The sequence below is a fragment of the Streptomyces sp. NBC_00663 genome (assembly GCF_036226885.1).
Taxonomy (GTDB): domain Bacteria; phylum Actinomycetota; class Actinomycetes; order Streptomycetales; family Streptomycetaceae; genus Streptomyces.
The window spans coordinates 906,135-929,305 of record NZ_CP109027.1; the positions used below are offsets into that span (position 1 = coordinate 906,135).

The window sequence follows — 23,171 nt, forward strand, 5'->3', positions numbered from 1 at the left end:
GGGGGTCAGGACTGGGGGACGTCGATCCGGTCGATGTCCGGCGCGTAGCCGGTGCCGCTGTCGAAGGTGACCGTGTTGGTACCGGCCTTGAGGGTCACGGGCACGTAGACGCTGGAGACCGTGCCCCAGTCGCCGGTGGAGGGGAACTTGTGGCCGGTGCCCGCGCCGCCGTTGGCAAAGACGTTCACCGAGCGGGCGTCACCGCTGACGTAGGAGACCTTGATCTGGTAGGTGCCGGGCTCGGCGGCCATGACGTTGTTGACGGTCAGCTTGCCGCCGACGTAGAGGTTGCCGACCTTCCTGCCGTCGGAGCAGGCGGAGCAGTCGGCGACGGAGGCGTTGCCGGCGAGGGTGTTGGACGGGGCCTCGGCCTCGATGCCGGTCCATCGCAGCGCCGTACCGCGCGGGGTGACGGTGAACAGGCGGGAGCCGTGGGCGGGCAGGGCCTCGGTGATCCTGCCCTTGTGGGTGCCGAGGTTCTCGTGGTTCCACAGGTCGCGGACGGCCGCCTTGCCCTGGAAGCCGAGGGTGGACCAGTCGGCGGTCACCGAGGCCGGCTTGTCCGCGAGGTTGAACAGGGCGACGGTGTAGGTGCCGTCGGTGTTCTTCGCGGCCCACACCTGCTGGGGGTCGGACGGGGTGACCGGGTGCGCGGGCGGGTTGGGGCCCTGGTCGACGGCGATGACCTCGCGATTGGTCAGCAGGGAGAGGCCGTAGGAGTCGAGGCGGGTGAGGTCGTCGCCGGTGTAGAGCGGGGACTTGGCGATGGCCCACAGGGTGGCGTAGCTCTGTCGCTCGGCCTTGGTCAGGCCGTCCATCTCGCCGTTGCCGACGTCGAGGGAGTCGAGGTCGTTCCAGCCGCCGGGGCCGGCGTGCCGCGTCCAGGCCGGGGTGTCGTCCCAGCGGTCGTCGACGGAGTTCTCCCAGCTGACGAGGGTGTTGCAGTAGCACTCAACGTCGGTGTCGACGCGCCAGCCCTGTGCGTACGTCTTCCAGTCGGTGGCGTGGCCGATGTCCAGGGACCAGGACAGTTCGAGGTGGATCGGGCGGCCGGTGGCGGCGATCGCTTTGTTCCAGGCGGCCACGTCGGCAACGTTGTCGTACTGGTCGCCGCTCTTGCCGGAACCGGGACCGACTCCGTCCAGCTTGAGGAAGTCGTATCCCCAGTCAGCGATCAACTGCGCCTGCGAATCTATGTACTTGGAGGTGCAGGGCTTGGCGAAGTCGAGCTTGTAGGAGCTGTCCCAGCCGTTGGTGGTGCGCAGGTCGTCGTAGACGATGTCGGCGGTGGTGCAGCCGTCCGCGTTCCGGATCGGCGTCTTGCCGTCGCCGTACGCGCCCTTCTCCAGACCGGCCGGGAGATAGATGCCGGCCTTGAGGCCCTTGGCGTGGAGGTCGTCGGCCACGGCCTTCATGCCGCGCGGAAAGCGGCCGGGGTCGGGCTTCTGGCGGCCGTACTGGTCGAACCCGGACTTCCAGGCCTTGTCCATCCACCAGCCGGCGTCGATGTTGACGTGGTCGTAGCCGTACTTCTTCAGCTTGACGGCCAGGGCGCCGGCCTGCTTCAGGACGTTGGCCTCGGTGAGATAGCTGTAGTCGCCGTCCGGGTTGAGGCCGGGGTACTTGGAGGACTGCATGCTCCAACTGGACCAGCCCATGTACGGCTTGGCGGCGAGGGCGGGCGGGGCGGTGTCGGCGGCGTGGGCCGTCGGGACGGCGACCGCGGTCAGGGCGAGCACCAGCAGGGCTCGCGCGGGCATGGCGAAGTACGAGGATGACCGCATGGGTCGTACCTCCTGGGGTCGGCTCGATTCAGCTGTCGGCTCGGATGAAGGACTGGATGGCGGTGGCGGCGGCTCCGCGCGCCCACTCCTCGAAGGGCAACGGGCGGGTACGGACGTCGCATTGGGCGGCGGAGCCGAAGGCGGCCGCGACGAAGGCGTCACGGATCTGCTCGGCGAACAGGTCGTAGGCGGCCAGGCCCTCGCCGGAGATGATCACGCGCTCGGGGCCGAGGAGGTTGGCGACGGTGGCGATGCCACGGCCGATCGCCTCGCCGGCGCGCGCGTACACCTCCCGCGCCCCGGGGACGCCCCGGTGGGCCATGGCCAGGGCCTCGGCGGCGTCGGCGAGTTCGACGCCGGTGGCCTCCCGGATCTGCCGGACGATGGCGGCCTCCCCCGCGATCGCCTCCACACAGCCGTGGTTGCCGCAGTGGCAGAGCGGGCCGGCCGGGTCGACGGTGACATGGCCGATCTCCCCGGCCACGCCGTGCGCCCCGGCGACGACGCGGCCGTGCACGACGAGACCGCAGCCGATGCCGGCGCCGACGGTCACCACGGCGAAGTCGGACAGTCCGGCGCCGGCGCCGAACCACTGCTCGGCGACGGTCAGGGCCCGCACGTCGTTGTCGACGGTGACCGGCAACCCCGTGGTCATGGCGGCGAGTTCGGCGAGCGGCACGTCACGCCAGTCGAGGAACGGCGAGTAGCGGACGGCCCCTTCGCCGCGGTCCACGTCTCCGGAGACGGCGACGCCGAGGCCCAGGACGGGTGTCCGGAGGTCGTCCGCCTCGGCGAGGAGGTCCCGCGTCAGCTCGGCGATCGACGCCAGGACCGCCTTCGGGGCTCGGTCGGGCAGGGGTGTGCGGCGGGCGTGGCGGATGCGGCAGCACAGATCGGTGAGGACACCGATGATCTCGTCGCCGGTGACCTTGACGCCGATGAACAGCGCCCGGCCGCCGTCGACCCGGACCAGGTTGGCGGGGCGCCCGAGCGCGGGCCGGGCCTCCTCGTCCACGTCCTCCACCAGGTATCCGGCCTCGATCAGCGGCCGGACCGCCTTGGTGACGGCGGCCGGTGAGAGCCCGACGCGCCGGGCCACCTCCAGCCGGGCGAGGGGGCCTTGGGTGAGGACGGTGGTGAACACCTGGGGGGTGGCGGGAGTGTTGACGGGGAACGTCTCGGCACGCGGGGTCGGGTGCATGGCCGGAAACCTATGAGGGTTCTTTTCCGTCGTCAATAAAAGAAACAGAATTGGCTGTGCGTCGGCTCTGTCCGCTCTGTGTCGAGCGGTCCGGCCGCCGGATGCGAGGCACCCGGCGGCCGGACCGGTGGATCAGCGCCGTGCCGCGGGCGTGTTGGCCGCGGTCACGTTCACGGCGGCCCAGGAGCGGTTCACCGCCTTGTACTCCGTGCTGCCCGCCCCGTAGAGGTCCTTCGCCGCCTTCAGCGTCGCCACGCGGGCGTCGTGGAAGTCGGTGGTGGAGACCATGTAGCGGGTCAGGGCGCGGTAGTAGATCGCCGTGGCCTTGGTGCGGCCGATGCCCTTCACCGGCAGGCCGTCGATGGTCGGCGAGTCGTAGGTGACGCTGCCGATCTTCTTGCGGCCGCTGCCCTCGGCGAGGAGGTAGTACGCGTGCGAGGAGACGCCGGATCCGGCGTGCACCTCAGCGTCGTAGACGGCCGGCGCCCAGTAGTCGATGGCGCCTTCGAGCTCGTCGAGGGACGGCTTGTCCAGGCGGCGCAGGAACTTCTGGTCCAGGCCGAGCTTCTCGCCGAGGAGGTAGTTCGGCGGGTTCTTCGGGTTGTTGGCGCTGAACTCGACGTTCGAGCCGAAGATGTCCGCCAGGGACTCGTTGAGGGAACCGGCCTCGCCGTACTGGTTGCCGTCCGCGTCCACCCGGGTGGGCTCCAGGCGGGCGGTGGAGTCCACGACGCCGTGGGTGAGTTCGTGGCCGGTGACGTCGAGGACGACCAGCGGCTTCTTGAACATGTCGCCGTCACCGTCGCCGTACAGCATGCAGCCGCAGGTCGGGTCCCAGAACGCGTTGGCCACCTTGTTGCCGAAGTGGACCATCGCCTTGGCACCCTTGGAGTTGTTGGCGATGCCCTTGCGCCCGAAGGTCTTCTTGTAGAAGTCCAGGGTCTTGGTGATGCCGTACTGGGCGTCGACGGCGGCGCTGGCCCGGCTGGAGACGGTGCCGTTGCCCCACTTGTTGGTGGTGGAGGTGAACTTCTTGCCGCGGGTGAAGTTCTCCAGTTCCTGCCCCTTGGCGTCCCGGGTCTCGGTGCCCCAGCGGCTGGGGTCCTTCAGCAGATAGCTGCGGCTGCCCGTCTTGGTGGTGGTCAGCGGGACCTTGCCGGCGAACAGGGACGACCCGGTGCCGGACGCCGTGGTCGCGAGCGCCGAGGCCTGCGGGGCGGTGCCGGTGGCCGGGTCGAGCGTCTCGCCGCGCTCGCGCAGGGTGTCGACGAGCTTCGGCGACAGGAACTCGTCGCTGTCGGGCGTGTTGCTGCGCACCTTGCCGGTGAGGGCGTCGACGACGACCGTGCGGGAGCCGCCGGCCTCGGTGGTGGCGCTGTCGGTCACCCGCACCTGGTAGGCGAGGGCCGAGGCACCGTCACGGGCGTCGACGACCAGTTCCGCCGGTTCCGCGTCACCCTTCGCGACGGCGGCGGCCTTCTCCTGGGCCTGGCCGGCGGTCAGCCGGGCGCGCGCGGCCTTGGGCGCGACCGTGTGGTCGGCCGCCCGGGTGACACCCGCGTAGGTCAGCCGCTCGGTGAGGTGGACGACGAGATCGCCGCCGAGCACGGGCATGCCCTGATGCGCCCGGACGAACCGGACATGCCGGGCGCCCTCCGGGTCGATCAGCACGTCCTGGGCGTGGAGTTCGTCGCCTTGGGCCACACCGGTGGCGGAGGCGTGGGCGAACGCGGCGGCGCGGGCCGCGTCGACGACGGTCGTGGCGGTGACGGCCGCGGCCTGGCCGGGCTTGGCCGTGGACGGGCCGGCGAAGGCCGTGCCCGCGAGCCCCGTGGCGGCCGTCGCCACCGCGACGGCGACAGCCAGGCTGCGTATGTGGGGTCTACGCACTATTGAGGGTTCCTTCGTGCGAAGGCGGCCGGGATCACCAACCGCCCTGGGACATGGCGCGGTTGGGCGCCATGGGGGCTGGTCGGGCCCCGGCTCGCAACCCTTACGGATGAGTCATGTCCACGTAAAGCCCAAATGATCGGTTTTCTGGCTTTTCAGGGCAATACTTTGCAAATCCGCAGCGCGCAGTGATCAGCGGGTGACCAACTGTGCGTCGGCTGTGGAGATGTGACGGGATGCGAGAAGGTTGCCCGGCGTCCGTGTGACCGATCTCGCATCGAGGACTCACCGCCAGAAACGGGAGAAACAGTCGGATGGCATCACAAACACTGCGCACGGCAACGGTGTCGGGGACGGTCCTGCTGTCCCTGCTGGCGGTCCCGGCGCACGCCACGGCGGACAGCGCTCCCGCCCCGACCGGCGCCGCGGCCCTGGCGAAACCGGACCTCGAAGGCGTCCGCGCGGTGCTGCGCACGGCCGTGCGGCAGGGCGCGCCCGGCGCGCTGGCCCGCATCGACGACCGCGGCACAGTGCAGCGGGCGGTCACCGGAGTCGCCGACCGCAAGACCGGACGCACCATCAGCACGCTCGACCGGTTCCGCATCGGCTCCGTCACCAAGACGTTCTCCGCCGTGGTGCTGTTGCAGCTGGTCGACGAGAAGAAGCTCAGGCTCGACGCGTCCGTCAACCACTATCTGCCGGGGCTGCTGCCCGACGACGGCATCACCGTGCGGCACGTCCTGAGCCATCGCAGCGGTCTGTACGACTACACGAACGACATGTTCGCGCGCACGGTCCCGGGCTTCGAGGCCGTCCGCACCAAGGTCTTCACCTACCGCGAGCTGGTCAAACGCTCCCTGCGGCACGCCCGCACCAACCGCCCGGGCGCCGCCTACGCGTACTCCAACACCAACTTCGTCGTCGCCGGGATGCTCATCGAGAAGCTGACCGGCCACTCCGTGCAGACCGAGTACCAGAACCGCATCTTCGAGCCCCTGAAGCTGCGCGACACCTTCTACGTCCACCCGAACACGAAGCTCCCCGGCCGCTACGCCCGCGGCTACCTCACCCCGGACACACCCGGCGCGGCCCTCGTCGACGCCACCCGGCAGACCACGTCCTGGGCGCAGAGCGCGGGCTCGATCATCTCCACCGCCGGGGACCTCAACACGTTCCTGTCGGCACTGCTGCGGGGCAAGCTCACCTCCGCCGCGAGCCTGGACCGGATGCAGCGCTGGTGGACGGTCAACAGCAACACGTCCTACGGCCTCGGCCTGCGCCGCCGGACCCTGTCCTGCGGGGTCAAGGTGTACGGCCACACGGGCGCCGTCCAGGGCTACTACACGTACGCGTTCACCTCGAAGGACGGCGGGCGCAGCCTGAGCGCGGCCGTCAACACCTCCAACAACGGGACGGTCCTCAACACGATGTTCGGCACGCTGGAGTCGGCGTTCTGCGGGAAGCGGGCGAAGACACTGCGCGGCTCGGCGGCCGGGGTGGAGCGGTACGAGGACATCGCGCCCGGCGTGCTGAGGGACTGAGGCGGCGGGAACCCGGGACTGGGGGGCGGACGTTGTCCGGACACCCCCTCCCGGGGCTCCGCACCACGACACCAGCAGGACGGCCCGATGACCGAGTTGGTTCCCGGGGGCAATCTGCCCCTGCCGGGCGGCATCGTGACCGTCCGGGTCCCCGGCCCGTTCGATGTGTCCGCGCTGATCACCGACGATGACGGCAAGGTCCGCGGCGACGCCGACTTCGTGTTCTACAACCAGCCCGCCGCCCCCGGGGCCCGGCTGACCGGCGACACCCTGACCCTCGATCCGGCACGGCTGCGCGCCGGTGCCACCAGGGTCACGGTCGTCGCCAGTCCGTCCGACCCCGGCACTCCCCTGGGCCGGCTGCCGGCACCCGTGCTGGACGTCACGGGACCCGGTGGGCGTCCGCTGGCCCGGTTCGCCCCACCCCGACCGCGGCAGGAGACCGTCCTGCTCCTCGCGGAGGTCTACCGCCGCGGCCCCGGCTGGAAGCTCCGCGCCCTGGGCCAGGGGTACGCCGACGGACTGGCGGGACTGGCAAGGGACTTCGGCGTGGAAGTCACCGCCGACCCGCCCCCGTCGCCCACGCTCCGACCCACCCCGTCGCCGACACCCGCACCACCGCTCGCCCCCGCCTTCCCTCCCGCTCCCGACCCCGACGGCTTCCTCGGCCTGGTCAACTCCGCCCGTGCCGCCGCCGGTTCACCCCCCGTCGCCCTGGACGCCCGGCTCACCTCCGCCGCCCGCGCCCACGCCGCCGCCATGGCCGCGTCGGGCCGCCTCGGCGTCGAGGGCCGCGACGGCGTCTCCGTCTACCAGCGCCTGACCGCCACCGGGTACACCTACGTCACCGTCGGCGAACACCTCGTCTCCGGCCCCCGCACCCCGGCCGAGTTCGTCGACCACTGCCTGCGCACCGCACGGCCTCGACAGACCCTGCACGACCCGGCGTTCACGCACGCGGGCCTGGCGTACGTCCCCGACAGCCGTTCCGGCGACACCTACTGGACCGCCCTGTGGGCCCGCCCTCTCACCCCCACCGAGCTGACCCGCACCGCGTCCGAGGTCGTCGACCTCACCAATCGTGAGCGCACCCGGCAGGGTCTGCCGCCCCTGAGCGTCGACCCCCGTCTGACCACCGCCGCGCAGGCGCACAGCACGGACATGATCGCCCGCGCCTTCTACGACCACACCGCGCCGGACGGGAGCAGGCCCTGGGACCGCGCCGCCGCCGCGGGAGCCACACAGCGCTCGATCGGCGAGAACATAGCCTGCGGTCAGCGCTCCCCGGCCGAGGTCGTCGAGGGCTGGATGAACAGCCCTGGCCACCGCGCCAACATCCTCACACCCGGCTTCACCCACATCGGGGTCGGCTTCGCGGGCGGTGGTTCGGCCGGGACGTACTGGACGCAGCTCTTCGGCGCCTGACCCCGTGACGGAACGAAACCCTCCGGGACACCATGCCCTCATGAAGGGTGACCTGTTTTCCAGTGAGCACATGGTCCAGCCGGCCACGGCGCCGGGCATGACCGTCGAGAACGCCAAGTGCATCAGGTACGCGGTGAACGGCGAGATGCTCGCCCGCCAGGGATCGATGATCGCCTACCGCGGCAACCTCCAGTTCGAGCGCAAGGGCCAGGGCGTGGGCGGCATGCTGAAACGCGCGGTCACCGGCGAGGGCCTGCCCCTGATGGCCGTGCGCGGACAGGGCGAGGCGTGGTTCGCGCAGGAGGCGCAGAACTGCTTCGTCGTCGATGTCGACCCGGGCGACGAGTTCACGGTCAACGGCCGCAACGTCCTGTGTTTCGACGCCTCGTTGGCGTACCGGATCGCGACCGTGAAGGGCGCGGGCATCAGTGGTGGCGGCCTGTTCAACAGCGTCTTCTCCGGGCAAGGCCGCCTCGGTCTGGTCTGCGAGGGCAATCCGCTGGTCATCCCGGTCTCGGCGCAGTTCCCGGTGTACGTCGACACGGACGCGGTCGTCGGCTGGACCGCCGGCCTGCGGACCTCGCTGCACCGCTCGCAGTCCATCGGTTCGATGCTGCGCGGCGGTTCGGGTGAGGCGGTCCAACTGATGCTGGAGGGCGAGGGATACGTCGTCGTACGACCGAGCGAGGCGACCCCGCACAAGCCGCAGCAGCACTGACGGACCACGACGGAAGGTGATCTGCGCCTCACGAGCAACCCCGCCCGGCCCCTCCACGTCTTGATCGGCAACAGGTGACACGCCCTGGCCCGCAACGGGTCAGGGCGGGTTTTCGGCGCACTATACGCACCGCGTATACACAAGGCGTATACATGTCGCGTATACATGCACTTCGAAAGGCATCCATGGTCGGCAAGGCATTCGCCCCTGAATATCAGGGCGCCCTCACCACCCTGTCCGTGAACTCCTCCCTGACCGAGGTACTGGCCGTCGGCACCGAGCAGTTGCGGGCCGCCGAGCAGGCCGGGAAGAGCGCCGAGGCGGCGCGGTCCGGACTGGCGGTCGCCGAGGCGCATCGACGGCTCGGCCGCGTCGGCGAGGCCGACCGGGCGTGGAAGGCGAGCTACCGGTCGGCCCGGGAGGCCGGTGACCTCGGTGCGATGGCCTGGGCCCTGTGGAGCGGCGGCACCCTGGCCCGGCAGCGCGGGGCGCTCGCCCTCGCCCGGCGGCTGCTGGGTCTGGCGGCCGAACTGGGCGAGCGCGGCGGGGACGTCGTCGTACGCGGCTACTCGCTGGCGGGGCTCGCGGAGACCGGCCGGATCCAGGGCGACTACGAGGCCGTGGGGCGGCTGCACGAGCAGTTGCTGGCCGAGGCCCGGCGGCGCGGGGAGGCGCGGCACACGGTCTGGGCTCTGGAGGGCATCGCGCAGATGCACCGCAACACCGGTGCCTACGACACGGCGTACGCGCTCTTCGAGGAGGCCGCGGAGGTCGCCGCTCGGGCGGACGACCGGCGCGGTCACGCCTGGGCGCTGCGCGGGCTCGCCGACATCGTCTCCGTGCGTGACGGTGACATGGAGCGAGCCCTGACTCTGCTGTCGGAGGCGGAGGCGGGCTGCCGGGCGATGAACCTCTCCGGCGCGCTCGCCTACAACCACAAGATGCGCGGCAACGTCCTCTACCGGGCCGGGCGTTACGCCGAGGCCCGGGAGTTGTACGAGCAGGCGCTCTCTGAGTTCAGGTCGATGAGCGAGCCGCGCGGGGAGGCGCTGGCGCGGCTGGGGCTGGCCAAGTCGCTGGCCCGGCTGGGCCGCGACCGGGCCGAGACGGCCGCCGAACTCGCCGATCTGTACGTGGTGTTGGGTCGCATCGGGCTCCGGCACGCGCAGCAGATGGTGGCGCGGGCCCAGGCCGAGTTCGGCGTGGAGCCGGAGGCCGCCCGGTGACGACGGCCCTCAAGCAGCCCGTCCAGGTTCCTCAGGTCCTCGACCGCTGCCGGGTGCTGGTGCGCCCGGCGCTGCGGGCCGCCGTCGATCGGCTGCATCCGTGGGTCGGTGAGATGGCCGCCTATTCCTTCGGCTGGTGCGAGGTCGGTGGTGCGCCGACGGTCGCGTCCGGGGGCAAGGGCGTGCGGCAGGCGCTGGCGGTGCTCGGTGCGGAGGCCGCGGGGGCGTCCGCGCGGGCCGGGGTGCCGGCCGCGGTGGCGGTGGAGTTGCTGCACACCTTCTCGCTGACGCACGACGACATCATGGACGGCGACCCGGCCCGGCGGGGCCGCGCCACCGTCTGGCACGCGTACGGCACCGGCCCCGCGGTCCTGGCGGGTGACGCGCTGTTCGCGCTGGCCGTCGAGACCCTCGCGGTCACCGGCCAGGGGCCCGCCGCGCTGCGGCTGGTGAGCCGGGCGCTCGGCGATCTGGTGCGCGGACAGGCCGACGACCTGCTCTTCGCCGACCGGCCCTGGACCGGGCCGGGGCGGGTGGGGCCGGCCGAGTACCGGGCGATGGCCGAGCACAAGACGGGGGCGCTGCTGGGCTGCGCGCTCGCGCTGGGTGCCCTGCTGGGCGGTGCCCCGGCGGCCGTGGTCGACCCGCTGGACCGGGCCGGCCGGCACATCGGGGTGGCCTTCCAGATCGTGGACGACGTGCTGGGCGTCTGGGGCGATCCCGCCGTCACCGGAAAGCCCGTCCACGCCGATCTCCGGGAGCGGAAGAAGACGTTCCCGGTGCTGGCCGCCCTCGACGCCCCCGCCCTCGACGCCCCCGGCCTCGACGCCCCGGGCCTCGCCGCGCCGCACCTCGCGGAGCTTCTGGAATCCGGCGACCGGCCCGCGGAGGCGGCCGCCCTCGTCGAGGAGGCGGGCGGCAGGACGACGGCGCTCGCCGAGGCCCGCCGCCACCTGGACGCCGCCGAGGCGGCGCTGACCGAGCTGCCGCTGGAGGAGAGCGCCCTGCACGAGCTGGGGGCCCTGCTGGACTTCCTGGTCCGACGCGACCTCTGAGGCGCCCTGCGCGAAGCGCTGTGTGATTCTGAAGCGGCGCGGACCGTCCGCGCCGGAAGGGTGAGTGCCTTGATCGGGATCTCCGACATCGAAGCCGCGGCCGAGCGGATCGCCGGACATGTCGTCCGTACCCCTACCGTGCCGAGTCCCGGACTGTCCGCGCTGCTCGGGGCCCCGGTCACCGCCAAGCTCGAACTGCTCCAGCGCACCGGCTCGTTCAAGGCCCGCGGGGCGACCATGAAGCTGCTCTCGCTGGGCGAGGCCGAGCGGGCCGCCGGTGTGGTGGCGGTCAGCGGCGGCAACCACGGCATCGCGCTGGCCATGACGGCCGCGGCCCTACAGGTGAAGGCCACGGTGGTCATGCCGCGTTCGGCACCCGCCCGTGCCGTGGAGATCGCCGAGGCGGCCGGGGCGGTGGTACGGCTGACGGAGGACATGGACGGCGCGTTCTCCCTCGTGACGCGGCTGCGGGACGAGGGGCTGACGCTCGTCCACCCCTTCGACGATCCGCTGGTCATCGCCGGACAGGGCACCGTGGGGCTGGAGTTCGCCGAGGACGCCGGTGAGCTCACGGACGTCCTCGTCAGCATCGGGGGCGGCGGGCTGATCGCGGGGGTCGCGGCGGCGCTGCGGGCCCGTCGTCCGGGGGTGCGGATCTGGGGCGTGGAGACGGAGGGCGCGACGGCCATGTCCGAGGCGCTGGAGGCGGGTGGGCCGGTGCCGGTCGCCCTGTCGTCGATCGTCTCCACGCTCAGCGCGCCTGCGGTCTCGCAGCTGACGTACGACCATGTGTCGGCGCTGGTCGACGAGGTGCTCGTGGTCACCGACCGGGAGGCCGTGCGGGGCTCGCTGGACCTCGCCGAGCACGCCAAGGTGTGGGCCGAGCCCGCCGCCGGCTGTCTGCTGCCCGCAGCCCGGCGGGTGCGGGAACGGGTCGGCGAGGGCGTCCGGTTGGGGCTGGTGGTGTGCGGCGGCAACGCGACGACCGGAGACGTCATGAGGTGGGCGGAACGATTCGGCCTTCTCTGACCTTTCGTCAATTCCCGTCCGGTGACCGTGTGTCAGGAAAGCAGTTGCCGTTCGGCTGAACGCACCCCGTCGCGCCCCTCGTACCTGTGGGAAAGGTGAGAGCCAGGGGTTCAGCGAGGGATGACCATGGTCAAGGCGCACGTCTCCACACAAGAGCTGATCGCGGGACGGTACCGGCTCCTCGATGTCCTCCACCGCGAGACCAACCGTGTCTGCTGGTACGGCGAGGACATCGAGGCCGGTGGCCCCTGCCTCCTCACCCAGATCGGTCTGCCGCCCGATCCGGACGGCGAGAGTTCGCGGCGGGCCGTCGCCCGGGTCGTCCGGATGTCCGAGACCATGGAGCGGCTGGCCCCCGGCCGGGTCGCCGTCGTCGTCGACGCGGTCGAGGAGTACGGCACCCTGTGGACCGTCACCGAGTGGCTCGACGGCACCCCGCTGGGCGAACTCCTCAAGCGGCAGGGCTCGTTCACCTACGTCCGGGCGGCCCGCGTCGGCCTGGAACTGCTCGACGTGCTGGAGGCCGGGCACGGCGAGGGCATCACACACGGCGAGCTCAGTCCGGGCCAGGTGTTCGTGCGGGACAGGGGCCCCGTGGTGGTGACCGGCTTCGGGCTGGCCGGCGCGACCCTCGCTCCCCGGGTGAGCGCACCGTCGTACGCCTCCCCGGAGCAGGCCCGGGACGAGCGGATCGGGCCGGCGGCGGACCTGTGGGCGCTGGGCGCGATGCTCTACACGATGGTCGAGGGGCGGCCGCCGTTCCGGGACCGGGACAGCCCGGAGACGACGCTGAAGGGCGTGGACCGGCTGCCGCTGCGCAGCCCGGTGCGGGCCGGGCCGCTCACCCCGACCGTGCAGGGGCTGCTCCGCAAGAACTCCCGGGAACGGCTCAGTCGGCAGACGGTCCGCGAGGCCCTGACCCGCGTCGTGACCGAGAACCCCGACGCGTCGATGGCGGCGGACCCCGCGCCCCGGCCGCGCCGCCTGTACGCGGCAGGGCCGGGCCGGAGCCGGCGCACGATGGCCGCGGGCACGGCGCTGGCCGTGGTCACCGTCACCGCCGCGGTCCTCGCGGCGACGGGTCAACTGCCCACGGACTCCGACGACTCCGCGGCCGACGCCCCGCCCGTCAGACCGACCGCCTCGGCCACCGGCGGACAGACGGCGCAGCCCTCACCGAAGCCGACCCCCACGCCGACCCCCACCCCCACCCCCACTCCTACTCCCCCGCCGACCACCGCGGCCCCGTCGCCGTCGCCGTCCGCCTCGTCCCCGGACTTCCAGCGCTACACCGCGCCTCAGGGGTTCTCCGTCTCTCTTCCCCGGGGCTGGGAGGTGCTGAGCACGAGGAAGCAGGACGATCTGGCGTACCGGGTCGTCCTCGGCGCCGAGGGCGACCCGCGCACCCTCGCCGTCACCTACAGCACACGCGTGGGCGACGATCCGGTCGCGGTCTGGCGGGACGACGTCGAGCCGGGACTGAAGCAGTCCGGGAACTACCGGCGCCTCGGGGACATCCGCGCGACGACGTACCAGGGCCGCGAGGCCGCCGACATGGAGTGGCTCGCCACCGTCGACGGTGTCTGTGTGCGGACCCTGGGCCGGGGCTTCCTGATCGGCGACGGGCGCGGCTACTCGCTGCGCTGGACGACACCGGCGGCGGACTGGGACGACGCGGCCGACCAGGAGGCCCTGGAGACGGTCCTGCGGACCTTCGAGGTGCCGTCAGCCTGAGTCACGGTGCGCGCATCGCCAGGATCCGGGAGCTGTGCAGGGGCCGTGTGCGCCACTTCGCGGTGAACGTCCGGTCGGTGAGCGAGCAGGCCACCTCGACGTGGTGCGGTGTCTCCAGCAGCGCCACGTCGAGCACCAGGGTGTCCTCGTCGGTCCAGCCGCCGCTCACCGCGGCCGGTACCGGCGCCTCGGTGACGGTCCATCCCGGCTCACCGAACCCCAGTTCCAGGCGGTGCCCGTCCTCGACGAAGGTCACCCGCCGCCCGGCCGCGTCGACCTCCACCGCCGTCAGCTTCGGAAGCTCGGCGCCGCCACCGTCGTACGGCGTGAACACGACCGCGGTCTCCAGCACGGCGGGTTTGCCCGCGGCCGGCGGCAGGGCGAGCGCGGCCGTCCGCTCGGCCAGCGAGGCGTCCGCCTCGGGGGTGGTGCGGCCGAACGCGGGGATCAGGTGCCGCCAGACGAGGTCCAGCACCGCCTGCATCTGGTCGGTGGCCCCGGTGATCGCGACCACGGCGTCCTGCTCGGGCAGCACGAGGCAGTACTGCCCGTAGGCCCCGTCCCCGCGGTAGCCGAACCGGGACATCCAGAACTGGTAGCCGTACCCGAGCCGCCAGTCGGCCGACCAGGTCTCGTCGCCGCTCGGGATGTGGGACCGGGTCGCCTCCTCGACCCACCCCTCGGGCAGCACCCGCTCGCCCTCCCAGGTGCCGCCCTGGAGGTAGAGCTGACCGAGCCGGGCGATCGCGTCGGTGGTGGCGTGCAGTCCGCTGTAGCCGAGCTGGCGTCCGGTCCGGCCCGCCAGCCAGGCCACGTCACCGATGCCGATCGGGTCGAGGAGGCGGGGGCGCAGATAGTCGGTGAGGGACTGGCCGGTCACCCGCTGGAGGATCGCGGCGAGGGTGTAGGTGGTGGGCTGGTTGTAGGCGAAGACCGTGCCCGGGTCAGCGTCCGGCGGCAGCAGGAGGAAGCCGCGCACCGGCTCCTCGCGGTCCGTCTCCAGCGCCCGTTCATGGGTCTCGGCCGCGTGGCCGCTGGCCATGGTCGTAACGTGGCGGACCAGCATCGCGCGGCTGCGTGGGTCGGTGATGTCGGCGTCGAACTCCGGGAAGTACGAGATCACCGGGTCGTCGAGCCGCAGCAGTCCCTCGGCCACGGCGAAGGCGGCGGCCGTCGCGGTGAAGCTCTTGCTGAGCGAATAGAGGAGATGGCGGCGGTCGGCGGTGTACGGCGCCCACCAGCCGGAGGTCACGACCTTGCCGTGCCGCAGGATCATCAGACTGTGCGGCTCGATGTCGGGCGAGGCCTCGACGGCGTCGAGGAAGGCGTGGACGCCGGACGCGCCGACGCCTTCGGCGGACGGGGTGCTCGTGGGGAGGGGGCGCGCACTCATGCGGGCATCCTCCCCCGGTGGGTCCCCCATGATCCAGATGCCCGTCGGCCGTTTTCCGCGGCCCAGCCAGGGGACTCGCCGCTTATGGTGCAAATCGGATACACGATGATGACCGAGCAGGCCGGGCCCCGAGAGCTCGTCGACCATGTGGTGCGGGCCGAGGAGGTGGGTTTCGACTTCTCGGTGACCTCGGACCATTACTTTCCGTGGCTGCGCTCGCAGGGGCACTCCCCGTACGCGTGGAGTGTGCTCGGCGCCGCCGCGCAGGCGACCTCGCGCATTCCGCTGATGACCTATGTGACCTGTCCGACCTTCCGCTACCACCCGGCGGTCGTGGCCCAGAAGGCGGCGACGATGCAGTTGCTGTCGCAGGGCCGGTTCCGGCTGGGGCTCGGCTCGGGGGAGAATCTCAACGAGCATGTGGTGGGCGGTGGTTGGCCGTCCGTGGACGTGCGGCACGAGATGCTGGAGGAGGCGGTGGAGATCATCCGGGCGCTCTTCGCGGGCGGTCATGTGAACCGGCGCGGCACCCACTTCGACGTGGAGTCGGCCCGGTTGTGGGACCTGCCGGACCAGCCGGTGCCGATCGGCGTCGCCGTGTCCGGTGAGCAGTCCTGCGCGCTCGCGGGCCGCCTCGCCGACCTGGTGATCGCGACGGAGCCGAAGGCGGCCCTGCTCGACTCCTTCGACCGGCACGGCGGCGCGGGCAAGCCGCGCGTGGGCCAGCTGCCGGTCTGCTACGACCCCGACCGGGACACGGCCGTGCACCGGGCGCACGACCAGTTCCGCTGGTTCGGCGGCGGCTGGAAGGTCAACTCCGAGCTGCCGCACCCGGATTCGTTCGCGTCGGCGACCCAGTTCGTGACGCCGGACGACGTCACCGCGTCCATCCCGTGCGGCGACGACCCGGACGACTTCGTCGAGGCCGTACGTCCCTACGCGGACGCCGGGTTCACGGAGATCGCCCTGGTGCAGATCGGCGGCGAGTCGCAGCCGGCGTATCTGGACTGGGCGGAGAAGACCCTGCTCCCGGCGCTCCACGACGCCCTCGACCACTAGACACAGAGGGCCTGCCAAAGCATCGCCAATGGGTCGATATAGGCTGCCGGTCTGCACTCGTGCAGCCCCACCAGCCCCTCCCCAGGAGAGACACCTGTGACCCTAGCGATCGCTCCGTCCGAGACGTCGCCCGAGACGACGCCCGAGTCGTCTCCCGCGCCCCTGTCCGACCTCGTGGCGCGAGACGCGCGTGAGTTCGGGACCTACGCGCGGACCGGCGGATGGGCCTTCGGCCTGATGGTGGCGCGCAGCGTACGGCCCGGCGGCCAGGGCGCGGACGAGACGCCGAAGGTGTCGGCGAAGGAGTTCGCCGAACTCGCCGGCTGCTCCGCCGATCGTGTCATGCGCTACTACAAGGCGTGGGACCGGGCCGCCGACGACGGTCTCGTCCCGCACTTCGAGGCGCTCACGCCGGGCCAGGAGGTGGAGCTGCCGGACGCCGACGTGTGGCTCGGCTACTACGTCTCCCGCAACAGCGCCACGTCCGAGCGCGGTACCGCCATCGCCGAGGCCGCCGAGGCGGAGGGCATCCGGCCGACGAAGGCACTGGAGGTCGCCGAGAACCCGACCGCGCTGCGCGCCGCGATCCTCGCCGACCCCTCCACCGCGCGGGCGGCCCGCCAGGCGCTCCTCGACCGGGTGCGCGAGGACCCGGAGCTCCAGTCCGAGCTGGCCCGTGACGTCGTGCGCACCGACGACCTGAAGAAGGCCGTCGCCACCGAGAGCCGCGCCGCGGACCGGATCGGCTACGTCCGCCAGATCGCCGAGTCCGGCCAGATCAAGACCCCCGCCGGTCAGACCGTCGACGCGCCCGTCGACCTCCGCCAGGAGGCCGAGCGCCATCTGTCGCTCCTGGACGAGCTGGAGGACGACGAGGACACCGGCGAGTGGGCCACCGAGGCCTACGACACCATGAAGACCCTCGTCGTCGAGGCCGTGGAGGCCGACCCCGAACTCCGGGTCCAGGAACGGCGGACGAAGTTCTACAGCAGTCTCCAGAAGGCGACGAAGGTGTTCGAGGAGCTGACCTTCGACGACGCGCAGGACTTCTACGAGGACGACATGGTCCAGCAGCTGGAGGAGTTGCAGCAGGCCATCGGCGTGTGCATCACTGCGTTGCGCGGGGCCCACGGGAATCACCCCCAGGAGTGAGCATCTTGTGCGCGACGGGGGTACTAGAGGGAACCAAGTCCGTTCTCCCCGGAGGCCCTCAGGTGAACCCCCTCGTGCACAAGTCCCTGGTCGTGCAGCTCCAGGCGGGCGTCGCGCACCGTTTTCCCGTGCTCGCCCACCTGTCCTACGACGCCTCGGACCCGTTCGCCGTCACGGCGGTGTTCAGCCATGACGGCCGGGTGCTCGCCCGCTGGCGGCTCGACCGGGAGATGCTCGCCGAGGGGCTGTTCAGCCCGGTCGGGGTGGGAGACGTACGCATGGGTCCGGTGTCGACGGGCATGGGGCACGAGCTGCGGGTCGAGTTCTTCGGCAATGCCCACCCCGACGGCGGCCGGCACCACGCCGTGGTCTTCATGTGGGCCCCGGCGGTGACCACGTTCCTGCGCAGAACGCGCGAGCTGGTCCCGCCGGGCAGCGAGAAGACGGGGGTCGACGACTTCCTCGCCGAGCTCTTCGCACAGGACCGGGCCGAGTAGCCGTACTCATTTCGTCGTATAGCGGTGCCGGATCCACAGCGGCACGACGAACCAGCACAGCAGGTACCAGACCACGACCGCGGTGACCAGCCACGGCACGAACGCGTCGTGGGTGGCCACCCGGAGGATCAGCAGGAGCGAGGAGGCGGTAGTGACGAGGAGCAGCAGCAGCCCGATGAAGGTCAGCCTGGACGCCCACTCCACCGCCCGCGGCTTGATGCGCCGGCCGGAGACCAGGCGGTGCAGGGACACCGGGCCGATGAGGGCGCCGGTGGCGGTGGCACCGAGGACGACCGTCACGATGTAGATGGCCTTCTCGGTGTGGCCGAGGTCCGCGTACTTCGGGGTGAACACGACGGTCAGCAGAAACCCGAACAGGATCTGCACGCCCATCTGGGCGACGCGGATCTCCTGCATGAGCTCGCCCCACATACGGTCGGCTCGCTCGTCCGCGGTCTCGTCACGGCCGGTACGCCTCTCCGGTGCCTGCACCATGCGGGACGGGTAACCCGGTGCCTGATCGTTCAAACAACCGGGCTCGCCGTCCGCGCGGACTACCAGCGGTTCTCGACCTGGTCCTTGATCCGCCGCTCGTAGATGTCCCGGACGGCCGAGAGCGTCTCGTCGGACAGCTCCGGCAGCGTGGCGGCGGCCGCGTTGGCGCGGGCCTGCTCCGGGTTGCGGGCGCCCGGGATGACGGTGGTGATGCCCGGCTGTTGGATGATCCAGCGCAGCGCGAGCTGGGCGGGGGTGTACCCCTCGGGGGCGAGGGCGGAGAACTCGGCGGCGGCCTCCACGCCGGTCGTGTAGTCGACGCCGGAGAAGGTCTCGCCGACGTCGAAGGACTCGCCGTGCCGGTTGTAGGTGCGGTGGTCGTTCTCGGGGAAGACGGTGTCCTTGGTGTACTTGCCCGACAGCAGACCGGAGGCCAGCGGCACCCGGGCGATGATGCCGACGCCCGCCTCCTGGGCGGCGGGGAGCACCTTCTGGAGCGGCTTCATGCGGAAGGCGTTGAAGATGATCTGCACGCTCGCCACACCGGGCCGGGCGATCGCGGTGAGGGCCTCTTCGCAGGTCTCCACGCTGACGCCGTACGCGGCGATGCGCTCCTCGGCGACGAGGGTGTCGAGGGCGTCGTAGACCTCGTCGTTCGAGTAGACGGGCGTGGGCGGGCAGTGCAGCTGCACCAGGTCGAGGCGGTCGACACCGAGGTTGCGGCGGGAACGGTCGTTCCAGGCGCGGAAGTTGTCGAGGACGTAGTTCTCCGGGATCTGGTCGACGCGGCGGCCCATCTTCGTCGCGACGAACACATGCAGATCGGGGCGGCTGCGCAGGAACGTGGCGATGGTCTGCTCGCTGCGGCCGTCGCCGTAGACGTCGGCGGTGTCGAAGAAGGTGACCCCGGACTCGGCCGCGGCCTCCAGTACCGAAAGGGCTTCCTTGTCGTCGACGTCTCCCCAGTCGGCACCCAGCTGCCATGTGCCGAGACCGATGACGGATGCCCGCTGACCCAACCTGCCGAAAGTGCGCTCGTCCATGGCGTCAGTCTGTCATCCGTCACGCTTGTGCGCGGAACGGGCCCCTCCGGCGCGGCACCTGTGAATGATTCACTCACAAGAGTGAAAGGGCTCGACGGACAAGCGCTCTCTGTCAAGCAGGTCCCTAGCTTGACCCCGTGACTCACAACTGGACCCGCAGAAGCTTCCTCCTCAGCGCTGCCGCCCTGACCCTCCTGCCGGCCGATCCGGCCGTCGCCGCCCAGGAGTTGCCGGACTTCCCCGAGGACGTCGCCCTCTACCGCTCGGCGTACCGGAACTGGGTCGGCGAGATCACCGCCGTCGGTCTGTGGGCCTGTGCGCCGGCCGACGGCGAGCAGGCGGTCTCCGTCGTCAACTGGGCCTGGCGCAACGGCTGGCGGGTCCGCGCCCGGGGCTTCTCGCACGGCTGGTCACCGCTGACGATCACCGAGGGCACGTCGTCGGACGCGCCGGTGCTCCTGGTCGACACGACCGCCCATCTGACCGGCATGTCCCTCGACGCGGCGAACGCCGTGCGGGCCGGTGCGGGCGTCTCGATGGAGTCCCTCCTGACCTTCCTGGAGGGACACGGCCTCGGGCTCACCGCGGCTCCCGCCCCCGGCGACCTCAGCCTCGGCGGCGCCCTGGCGATCGACGCGCACGGCAGTGCCGTACCGGCGCGGGGCGAGGCGCGGCTGCCGGGGCAGACGTACGGCTCGCTCAGCAACCGGGTGCTGTCGGTGACGGCGGTGGTGTGGGACGAGGACAGTGACGCCTATGTCCTGCGGAGATACGAGCGCGACGAGGCCGACGCCGCCGCGCTGCTGACCCATCTCGGGCGGGCCCTCGTCATCGAGGTCGTGCTGCGGGTGGGCGCGAACAGCAATCTGCGGTGCGTGAGCCGGACGGACATCCCGGCCGCGGAGCTCTTCGCCGCGCCCGGCGGCGACGGCCGCACCCTCGCGAGCCATCTGGACGAGGCGGGGCGCGTGGAGGCGATCTGGTTCGCCTTCACGGAGTTCCCCTGGCTGAAGGTGTGGAGCGTCGAGCCGACGAAGCCGCTCACCTCGCGGCGGGTGACAACGCCGTACAACTACCCGTTCTCCGACAACGTCCCGACGCTGGTGGCGGATCTCGCCGGGCGGATGGTCGCGGACGCGGCCTGGTATCTGGCGCCGGTGCTCGGCAACGCGCAGGCCGACGCGGCGGCGCTGGGGCTGGTGACCACCCTGTCCGCGGACATCTGGGGACCGTCCAAGAACACCCTGCTCTACATCAAGCCCACGACCCTGCGGATCAACGCCAACGGCTACGCCGTCCTCACCAGCAGGGCCCAAGTGCAGCGGGTCGTCTCCGAGTTCACCGACTTCTACCGGGAGCGGGTCGCCGCGTACGCCGCGCTCGGCCGCTTCCCGGTCAACGGCTCGATGGAGATCCGGGTGACTGGCCTGGACCATCCGGCGGACGCCGAACTCGACGGTGCCGAGGCCCCGTTGCTGTCCGCGCTGCGCCCCGACGCCGACCACCCCGAGTGGGACACCGCCGTCTGGCTGGACGTGCTGACGCTGCCGGGGACGCCGTACGCGGAGAAGTTCCTGCGTGAGCTGGAGCGGTTCCTGCTGGACCGTTACGACGGCACGGACGCCCTCACCCGCGTCGAGTGGTCCAAGGGCTGGGCCTACACCGAGAACGCGGTGTGGGACGACGACGAGGTGCTGGGCACGGTGGTGCCTGCGTCGCTCGGGGACGGGGCATGGGATCAGGCGGCCGGGATCCTGGACCGGCTCGATCCGCACCGGGTGTTCGGAAACGCCTTCCTGGACCGGTTGTTCGGCTAGTCCGTGGGACTGGAGGGCGTCAACTGGGCCTGTACGACCGGGGCGTAGCGGTCGACGAGGTTCTCGATCGCGCTCGACCTCAGATGCGGGCCGCGGGCGATGCCGTACATCACGCCCAGGCCCAGCAGGGTGCCGACGGCCAGTTCGGCGCGCAGGCCGGAGTCGGGGCCGGTGAGGCGGTCGGCGAGGTGTTCGGTGACCTGGGTACGGAAGTTGGCGCGCAGGATGTCGCCCTGTTCTCCGTGCAGGGGGGCGAACGCGATCCGCAGCAGGGGGTCGGCGCCGCGCTCGCTCTGGCTCTCCAGGACGTGCCGGACCATGTGCCGGCCCAGTTCGCCCAGCGGGGCGTCCAGCAGCGCCTGCGCGTCGGCTTCGAAGGACATGACGCGGGCGAAGAGGGCGTCCTTGTTGCCGAAGTACTTGAGGATCAGCGGCGGGCTGACGCCGGCACGTTCGGCGACGTCCTTGAGGGTGATGTCGGTGTGGGCGTGCCGGGCCAGGAGGTAGCGGGCGGACTTGAGGATCGCCGCCCTGGTGGCCTCGGCGTCCCGGCGTGCGGGTGCGGGGTCGGAGACGGTGGGTGGGGTGCTCACGGTGCTCATGCTCCCTCCAACACCTCCTTCCGGGCTCCCCGGGAACGCCGGGTCCCGCCCTTGTCCGGGTCGCCCGGGATGCAGAGCGCGGTCGCACTGGCCGCCAGGGCGATGGCGCCCGCGATGCCGAAGGCGAGCAGATATCCGTGCAGGGTGGGCACGGGGAGCCCGCCGACGGGACTGGTGTGCCGGACCAGGACCGCGGCGACGACGGCGCTCGACACGGCCTGCCCGATCGTGCGCATCAGGACGTTGACGCCGTTGGCGGACGCGGTCTGTCCGGCCGGGACGGCGTGCAGGATGAGCGTCGGCAGCGCCGAGTACGCCAGCGTGGTGCCGGTGCCCACGACCGCCGCGCCCACCATGATCATCCACAGGTCGTGGCTGTCGGCGATCCGCACCGCGTACCCCACCGCGATGATCGCCGCGCCCAGCGCCAGGGTGACGCGCGGGCCACGGGCCGCCGAGATACGGGCGGACAGGGGCGAGAGCAGCAGCATGATGAGGCCGCCCGGCAGCAGCACGAGGCCGGTCTGCACGATCGAGAGCCCGAGCCCGTACCCGGTGGCCTCGGGCGCCTGCACCAACTGGGCCGTGACGAGCGAGTTGGCGTAGAAGGCGAACCCGGTGAGCAGCGCGGCCACGTGCGAGAGACCGACGCTCGGCCGGGACACCAACCGCAGGTCCACCAGGGGTCGTTCGGCACGCAACTGCTGCCACCACCACACGCCCAGGACGAGAACGGCCGCCGCGAACAGTCCGACGATCCGCGCGCTGCCCCACCCCCACTGCCCGCCCTGTGACACCCCGAGCAGCAGACACACCAGCCCGGCGGCCAGCCCCAGCGTGCCCGGCACGTCGAACCGCCCCGGCTCGCGCACCGGCGACTCCCGTACCGCCCACCACACCGAGCCGACGCCCGCGGCGCCCAGGACCGCGGTCACCCAGAACATGGTGTGCCAGTTCGCGTACTGCACGATCACGGCCGCGAGCGGCAGCCCCAGCGCGGCACCGATGCCGACGGTCGAGCTCATCAGCGCCACCGCGCTCCCCCGGCGCTCCGGCGGCAGCTCGTCGCGCAGGATGCTGATGGACAGCGGTACGACGGCGGAGGCGGCGCCGGACAGGGCGCGGGCGGCGATGAGCACGCGGATGTCGGAGGACAGGGCGCACAGCACCGAGCCGAGGACCATCAGCGCGAGCGCCGCCATGAGAACGCGGCGTTTGCCGTACATGTCCCCGGCCCGGCCGAGGACCGGGGTGAGCACGGCTCCGGACAGCAGGGTCGCGGTGACCATCCAGGAGACGGCGCCGGGTGAGGCACCGGTCAGCCGTGGCAGGTCCGGCAGCAGGGGAACGACCACGGTCTGCATCACGGCCATGAGGATGCCGCCGAAGGCCAGCACCGGGACGGTCAGCCGGTCCCGGAGCGGGCGGGGTATCGGAGCGGGCGCGTCCATCGGCACTCCAGGCACGAAAAAAGGGTGAATGGCTATTCACCCTAGTCGGTGAATAGCCA

General features: G+C 71.6%; 19 protein-coding genes. 11 read left to right on the forward strand and 8 right to left on the reverse strand.

Going from position 1 to position 23,171, the window contains the following annotated elements:
• Positions 1-5: 5 nt before the first annotated feature.
• The 3 genes from OG866_RS04245 to OG866_RS04255 form a co-directional block, all read right to left on the reverse strand.
• Positions 6-1,784, reverse strand: a complete 1,779-nt coding sequence (locus OG866_RS04245; protein WP_329332033.1) for an alpha-galactosidase D — start codon at positions 1,782-1,784, stop codon at positions 6-8.
• Positions 1,785-1,812: 28 nt separating this feature from the next.
• Positions 1,813-2,985, reverse strand: coding sequence for an ROK family protein (locus OG866_RS04250; RefSeq protein WP_329332034.1), 1,173 nt, complete (start codon positions 2,983-2,985; stop codon positions 1,813-1,815).
• 132 nt (positions 2,986-3,117) lie between these two features.
• Positions 3,118-4,875, reverse strand: a complete 1,758-nt coding sequence (locus OG866_RS04255) for a M4 family metallopeptidase (RefSeq protein WP_329332036.1) — start codon at positions 4,873-4,875, stop codon at positions 3,118-3,120.
• Between the two features lie 314 nt (positions 4,876-5,189).
• Here OG866_RS04255 and OG866_RS04260 point away from each other — a divergent pair, with 314 nt between their 5' ends.
• From OG866_RS04260 to OG866_RS04290, 7 genes are all read left to right on the forward strand, one after another.
• Positions 5,190-6,416, forward strand: a complete 1,227-nt coding sequence (locus OG866_RS04260) for a serine hydrolase domain-containing protein (protein WP_329332038.1) — start codon at positions 5,190-5,192, stop codon at positions 6,414-6,416.
• 87 nt (positions 6,417-6,503) lie between these two features.
• Positions 6,504-7,841, forward strand: a complete 1,338-nt coding sequence (locus OG866_RS04265) for a CAP domain-containing protein (protein WP_329332039.1) — start codon at positions 6,504-6,506, stop codon at positions 7,839-7,841.
• 40 nt (positions 7,842-7,881) lie between these two features.
• Positions 7,882-8,559: an AIM24 family protein gene (locus OG866_RS04270; protein WP_329332041.1), complete on the forward strand. Its 678-nt coding sequence runs from the start codon at positions 7,882-7,884 to the stop codon at positions 8,557-8,559.
• Between the two features lie 185 nt (positions 8,560-8,744).
• The gene (locus tag OG866_RS04275; RefSeq protein WP_329332043.1) at positions 8,745-9,785 is read left to right on the forward strand and encodes a tetratricopeptide repeat protein; all 1,041 of its coding nucleotides are present in this window, start codon (positions 8,745-8,747) and stop codon (positions 9,783-9,785) included.
• A complete protein-coding gene (locus tag OG866_RS04280; protein WP_329332044.1) occupies positions 9,782-10,840 on the forward strand; it encodes a polyprenyl synthetase family protein in 1,059 nt (352 codons plus the stop codon). Before OG866_RS04275 ends, OG866_RS04280 begins: the two co-directional genes overlap by 4 nt.
• A gap of 69 nt (positions 10,841-10,909) precedes the next feature.
• Positions 10,910-11,869, forward strand: coding sequence for a threonine/serine dehydratase (locus OG866_RS04285; protein WP_329332046.1), 960 nt, complete (start codon positions 10,910-10,912; stop codon positions 11,867-11,869).
• A gap of 120 nt (positions 11,870-11,989) precedes the next feature.
• Positions 11,990-13,603, forward strand: a complete 1,614-nt coding sequence (locus OG866_RS04290; RefSeq protein WP_329332047.1) for a serine/threonine protein kinase — start codon at positions 11,990-11,992, stop codon at positions 13,601-13,603.
• 1 nt (position 13,604) lies between these two features.
• Here OG866_RS04290 and OG866_RS04295 read toward each other — a convergent pair whose 3' ends face one another.
• Complete coding sequence (locus tag OG866_RS04295; protein WP_329332049.1) at positions 13,605-14,996, reverse strand: serine hydrolase domain-containing protein; 1,392 nt, start codon at positions 14,994-14,996, stop codon at positions 13,605-13,607.
• An 84-nt stretch (positions 14,997-15,080) separates the two neighbouring features.
• Here OG866_RS04295 and OG866_RS04300 point away from each other — a divergent pair, with 84 nt between their 5' ends.
• The 3 genes from OG866_RS04300 (at position 15,081) to OG866_RS04310 (ending at position 17,704) form a co-directional block, all read left to right on the forward strand.
• Positions 15,081-16,055 (forward strand): LLM class F420-dependent oxidoreductase, encoded by a 975-nt coding sequence (locus OG866_RS04300; protein WP_329332051.1) that lies wholly within the window; start codon positions 15,081-15,083, stop codon positions 16,053-16,055.
• A gap of 96 nt (positions 16,056-16,151) precedes the next feature.
• Positions 16,152-17,207 (forward strand): hypothetical protein, encoded by a 1,056-nt coding sequence (locus tag OG866_RS04305; protein ID WP_329332053.1) that lies wholly within the window; start codon positions 16,152-16,154, stop codon positions 17,205-17,207.
• A 62-nt stretch (positions 17,208-17,269) separates the two neighbouring features.
• On the forward strand, positions 17,270-17,704 hold the full coding sequence (locus OG866_RS04310) for an SsgA family sporulation/cell division regulator (protein ID WP_329332055.1): 435 nt from the start codon (positions 17,270-17,272) through the stop codon (positions 17,702-17,704).
• Between the two features lie 6 nt (positions 17,705-17,710).
• Here OG866_RS04310 and OG866_RS04315 read toward each other — a convergent pair whose 3' ends face one another.
• Both OG866_RS04315 and OG866_RS04320 read right to left on the reverse strand, forming a co-directional pair.
• Positions 17,711-18,199, reverse strand: a complete 489-nt coding sequence (locus OG866_RS04315) for a DUF6328 family protein (RefSeq protein WP_329332056.1) — start codon at positions 18,197-18,199, stop codon at positions 17,711-17,713.
• Between the two features lie 59 nt (positions 18,200-18,258).
• A complete protein-coding gene (locus OG866_RS04320) occupies positions 18,259-19,242 on the reverse strand; it encodes an aldo/keto reductase (RefSeq protein WP_329332058.1) in 984 nt (327 codons plus the stop codon).
• Between the two features lie 137 nt (positions 19,243-19,379).
• Here OG866_RS04320 and OG866_RS04325 point away from each other — a divergent pair, with 137 nt between their 5' ends.
• The gene (locus tag OG866_RS04325) at positions 19,380-21,059 is read left to right on the forward strand and encodes a cholesterol oxidase substrate-binding domain-containing protein (RefSeq protein ID WP_329332059.1); all 1,680 of its coding nucleotides are present in this window, start codon (positions 19,380-19,382) and stop codon (positions 21,057-21,059) included.
• Here the strand turns inward: OG866_RS04325 and OG866_RS04330 are convergent.
• Both OG866_RS04330 and OG866_RS04335 read right to left on the reverse strand, forming a co-directional pair.
• Positions 21,056-21,661, reverse strand: coding sequence for a TetR/AcrR family transcriptional regulator (locus OG866_RS04330; RefSeq protein WP_329332060.1), 606 nt, complete (start codon positions 21,659-21,661; stop codon positions 21,056-21,058). The two genes, OG866_RS04325 and OG866_RS04330, sit on opposite strands and share 4 nt — an antisense overlap.
• Complete coding sequence (locus OG866_RS04335) at positions 21,658-23,112, reverse strand: MFS transporter (RefSeq protein ID WP_329343910.1); 1,455 nt, start codon at positions 23,110-23,112, stop codon at positions 21,658-21,660. Before OG866_RS04335 ends, OG866_RS04330 begins: the two co-directional genes overlap by 4 nt.
• Between the last annotated feature and the right edge of the window lie 59 nt (positions 23,113-23,171).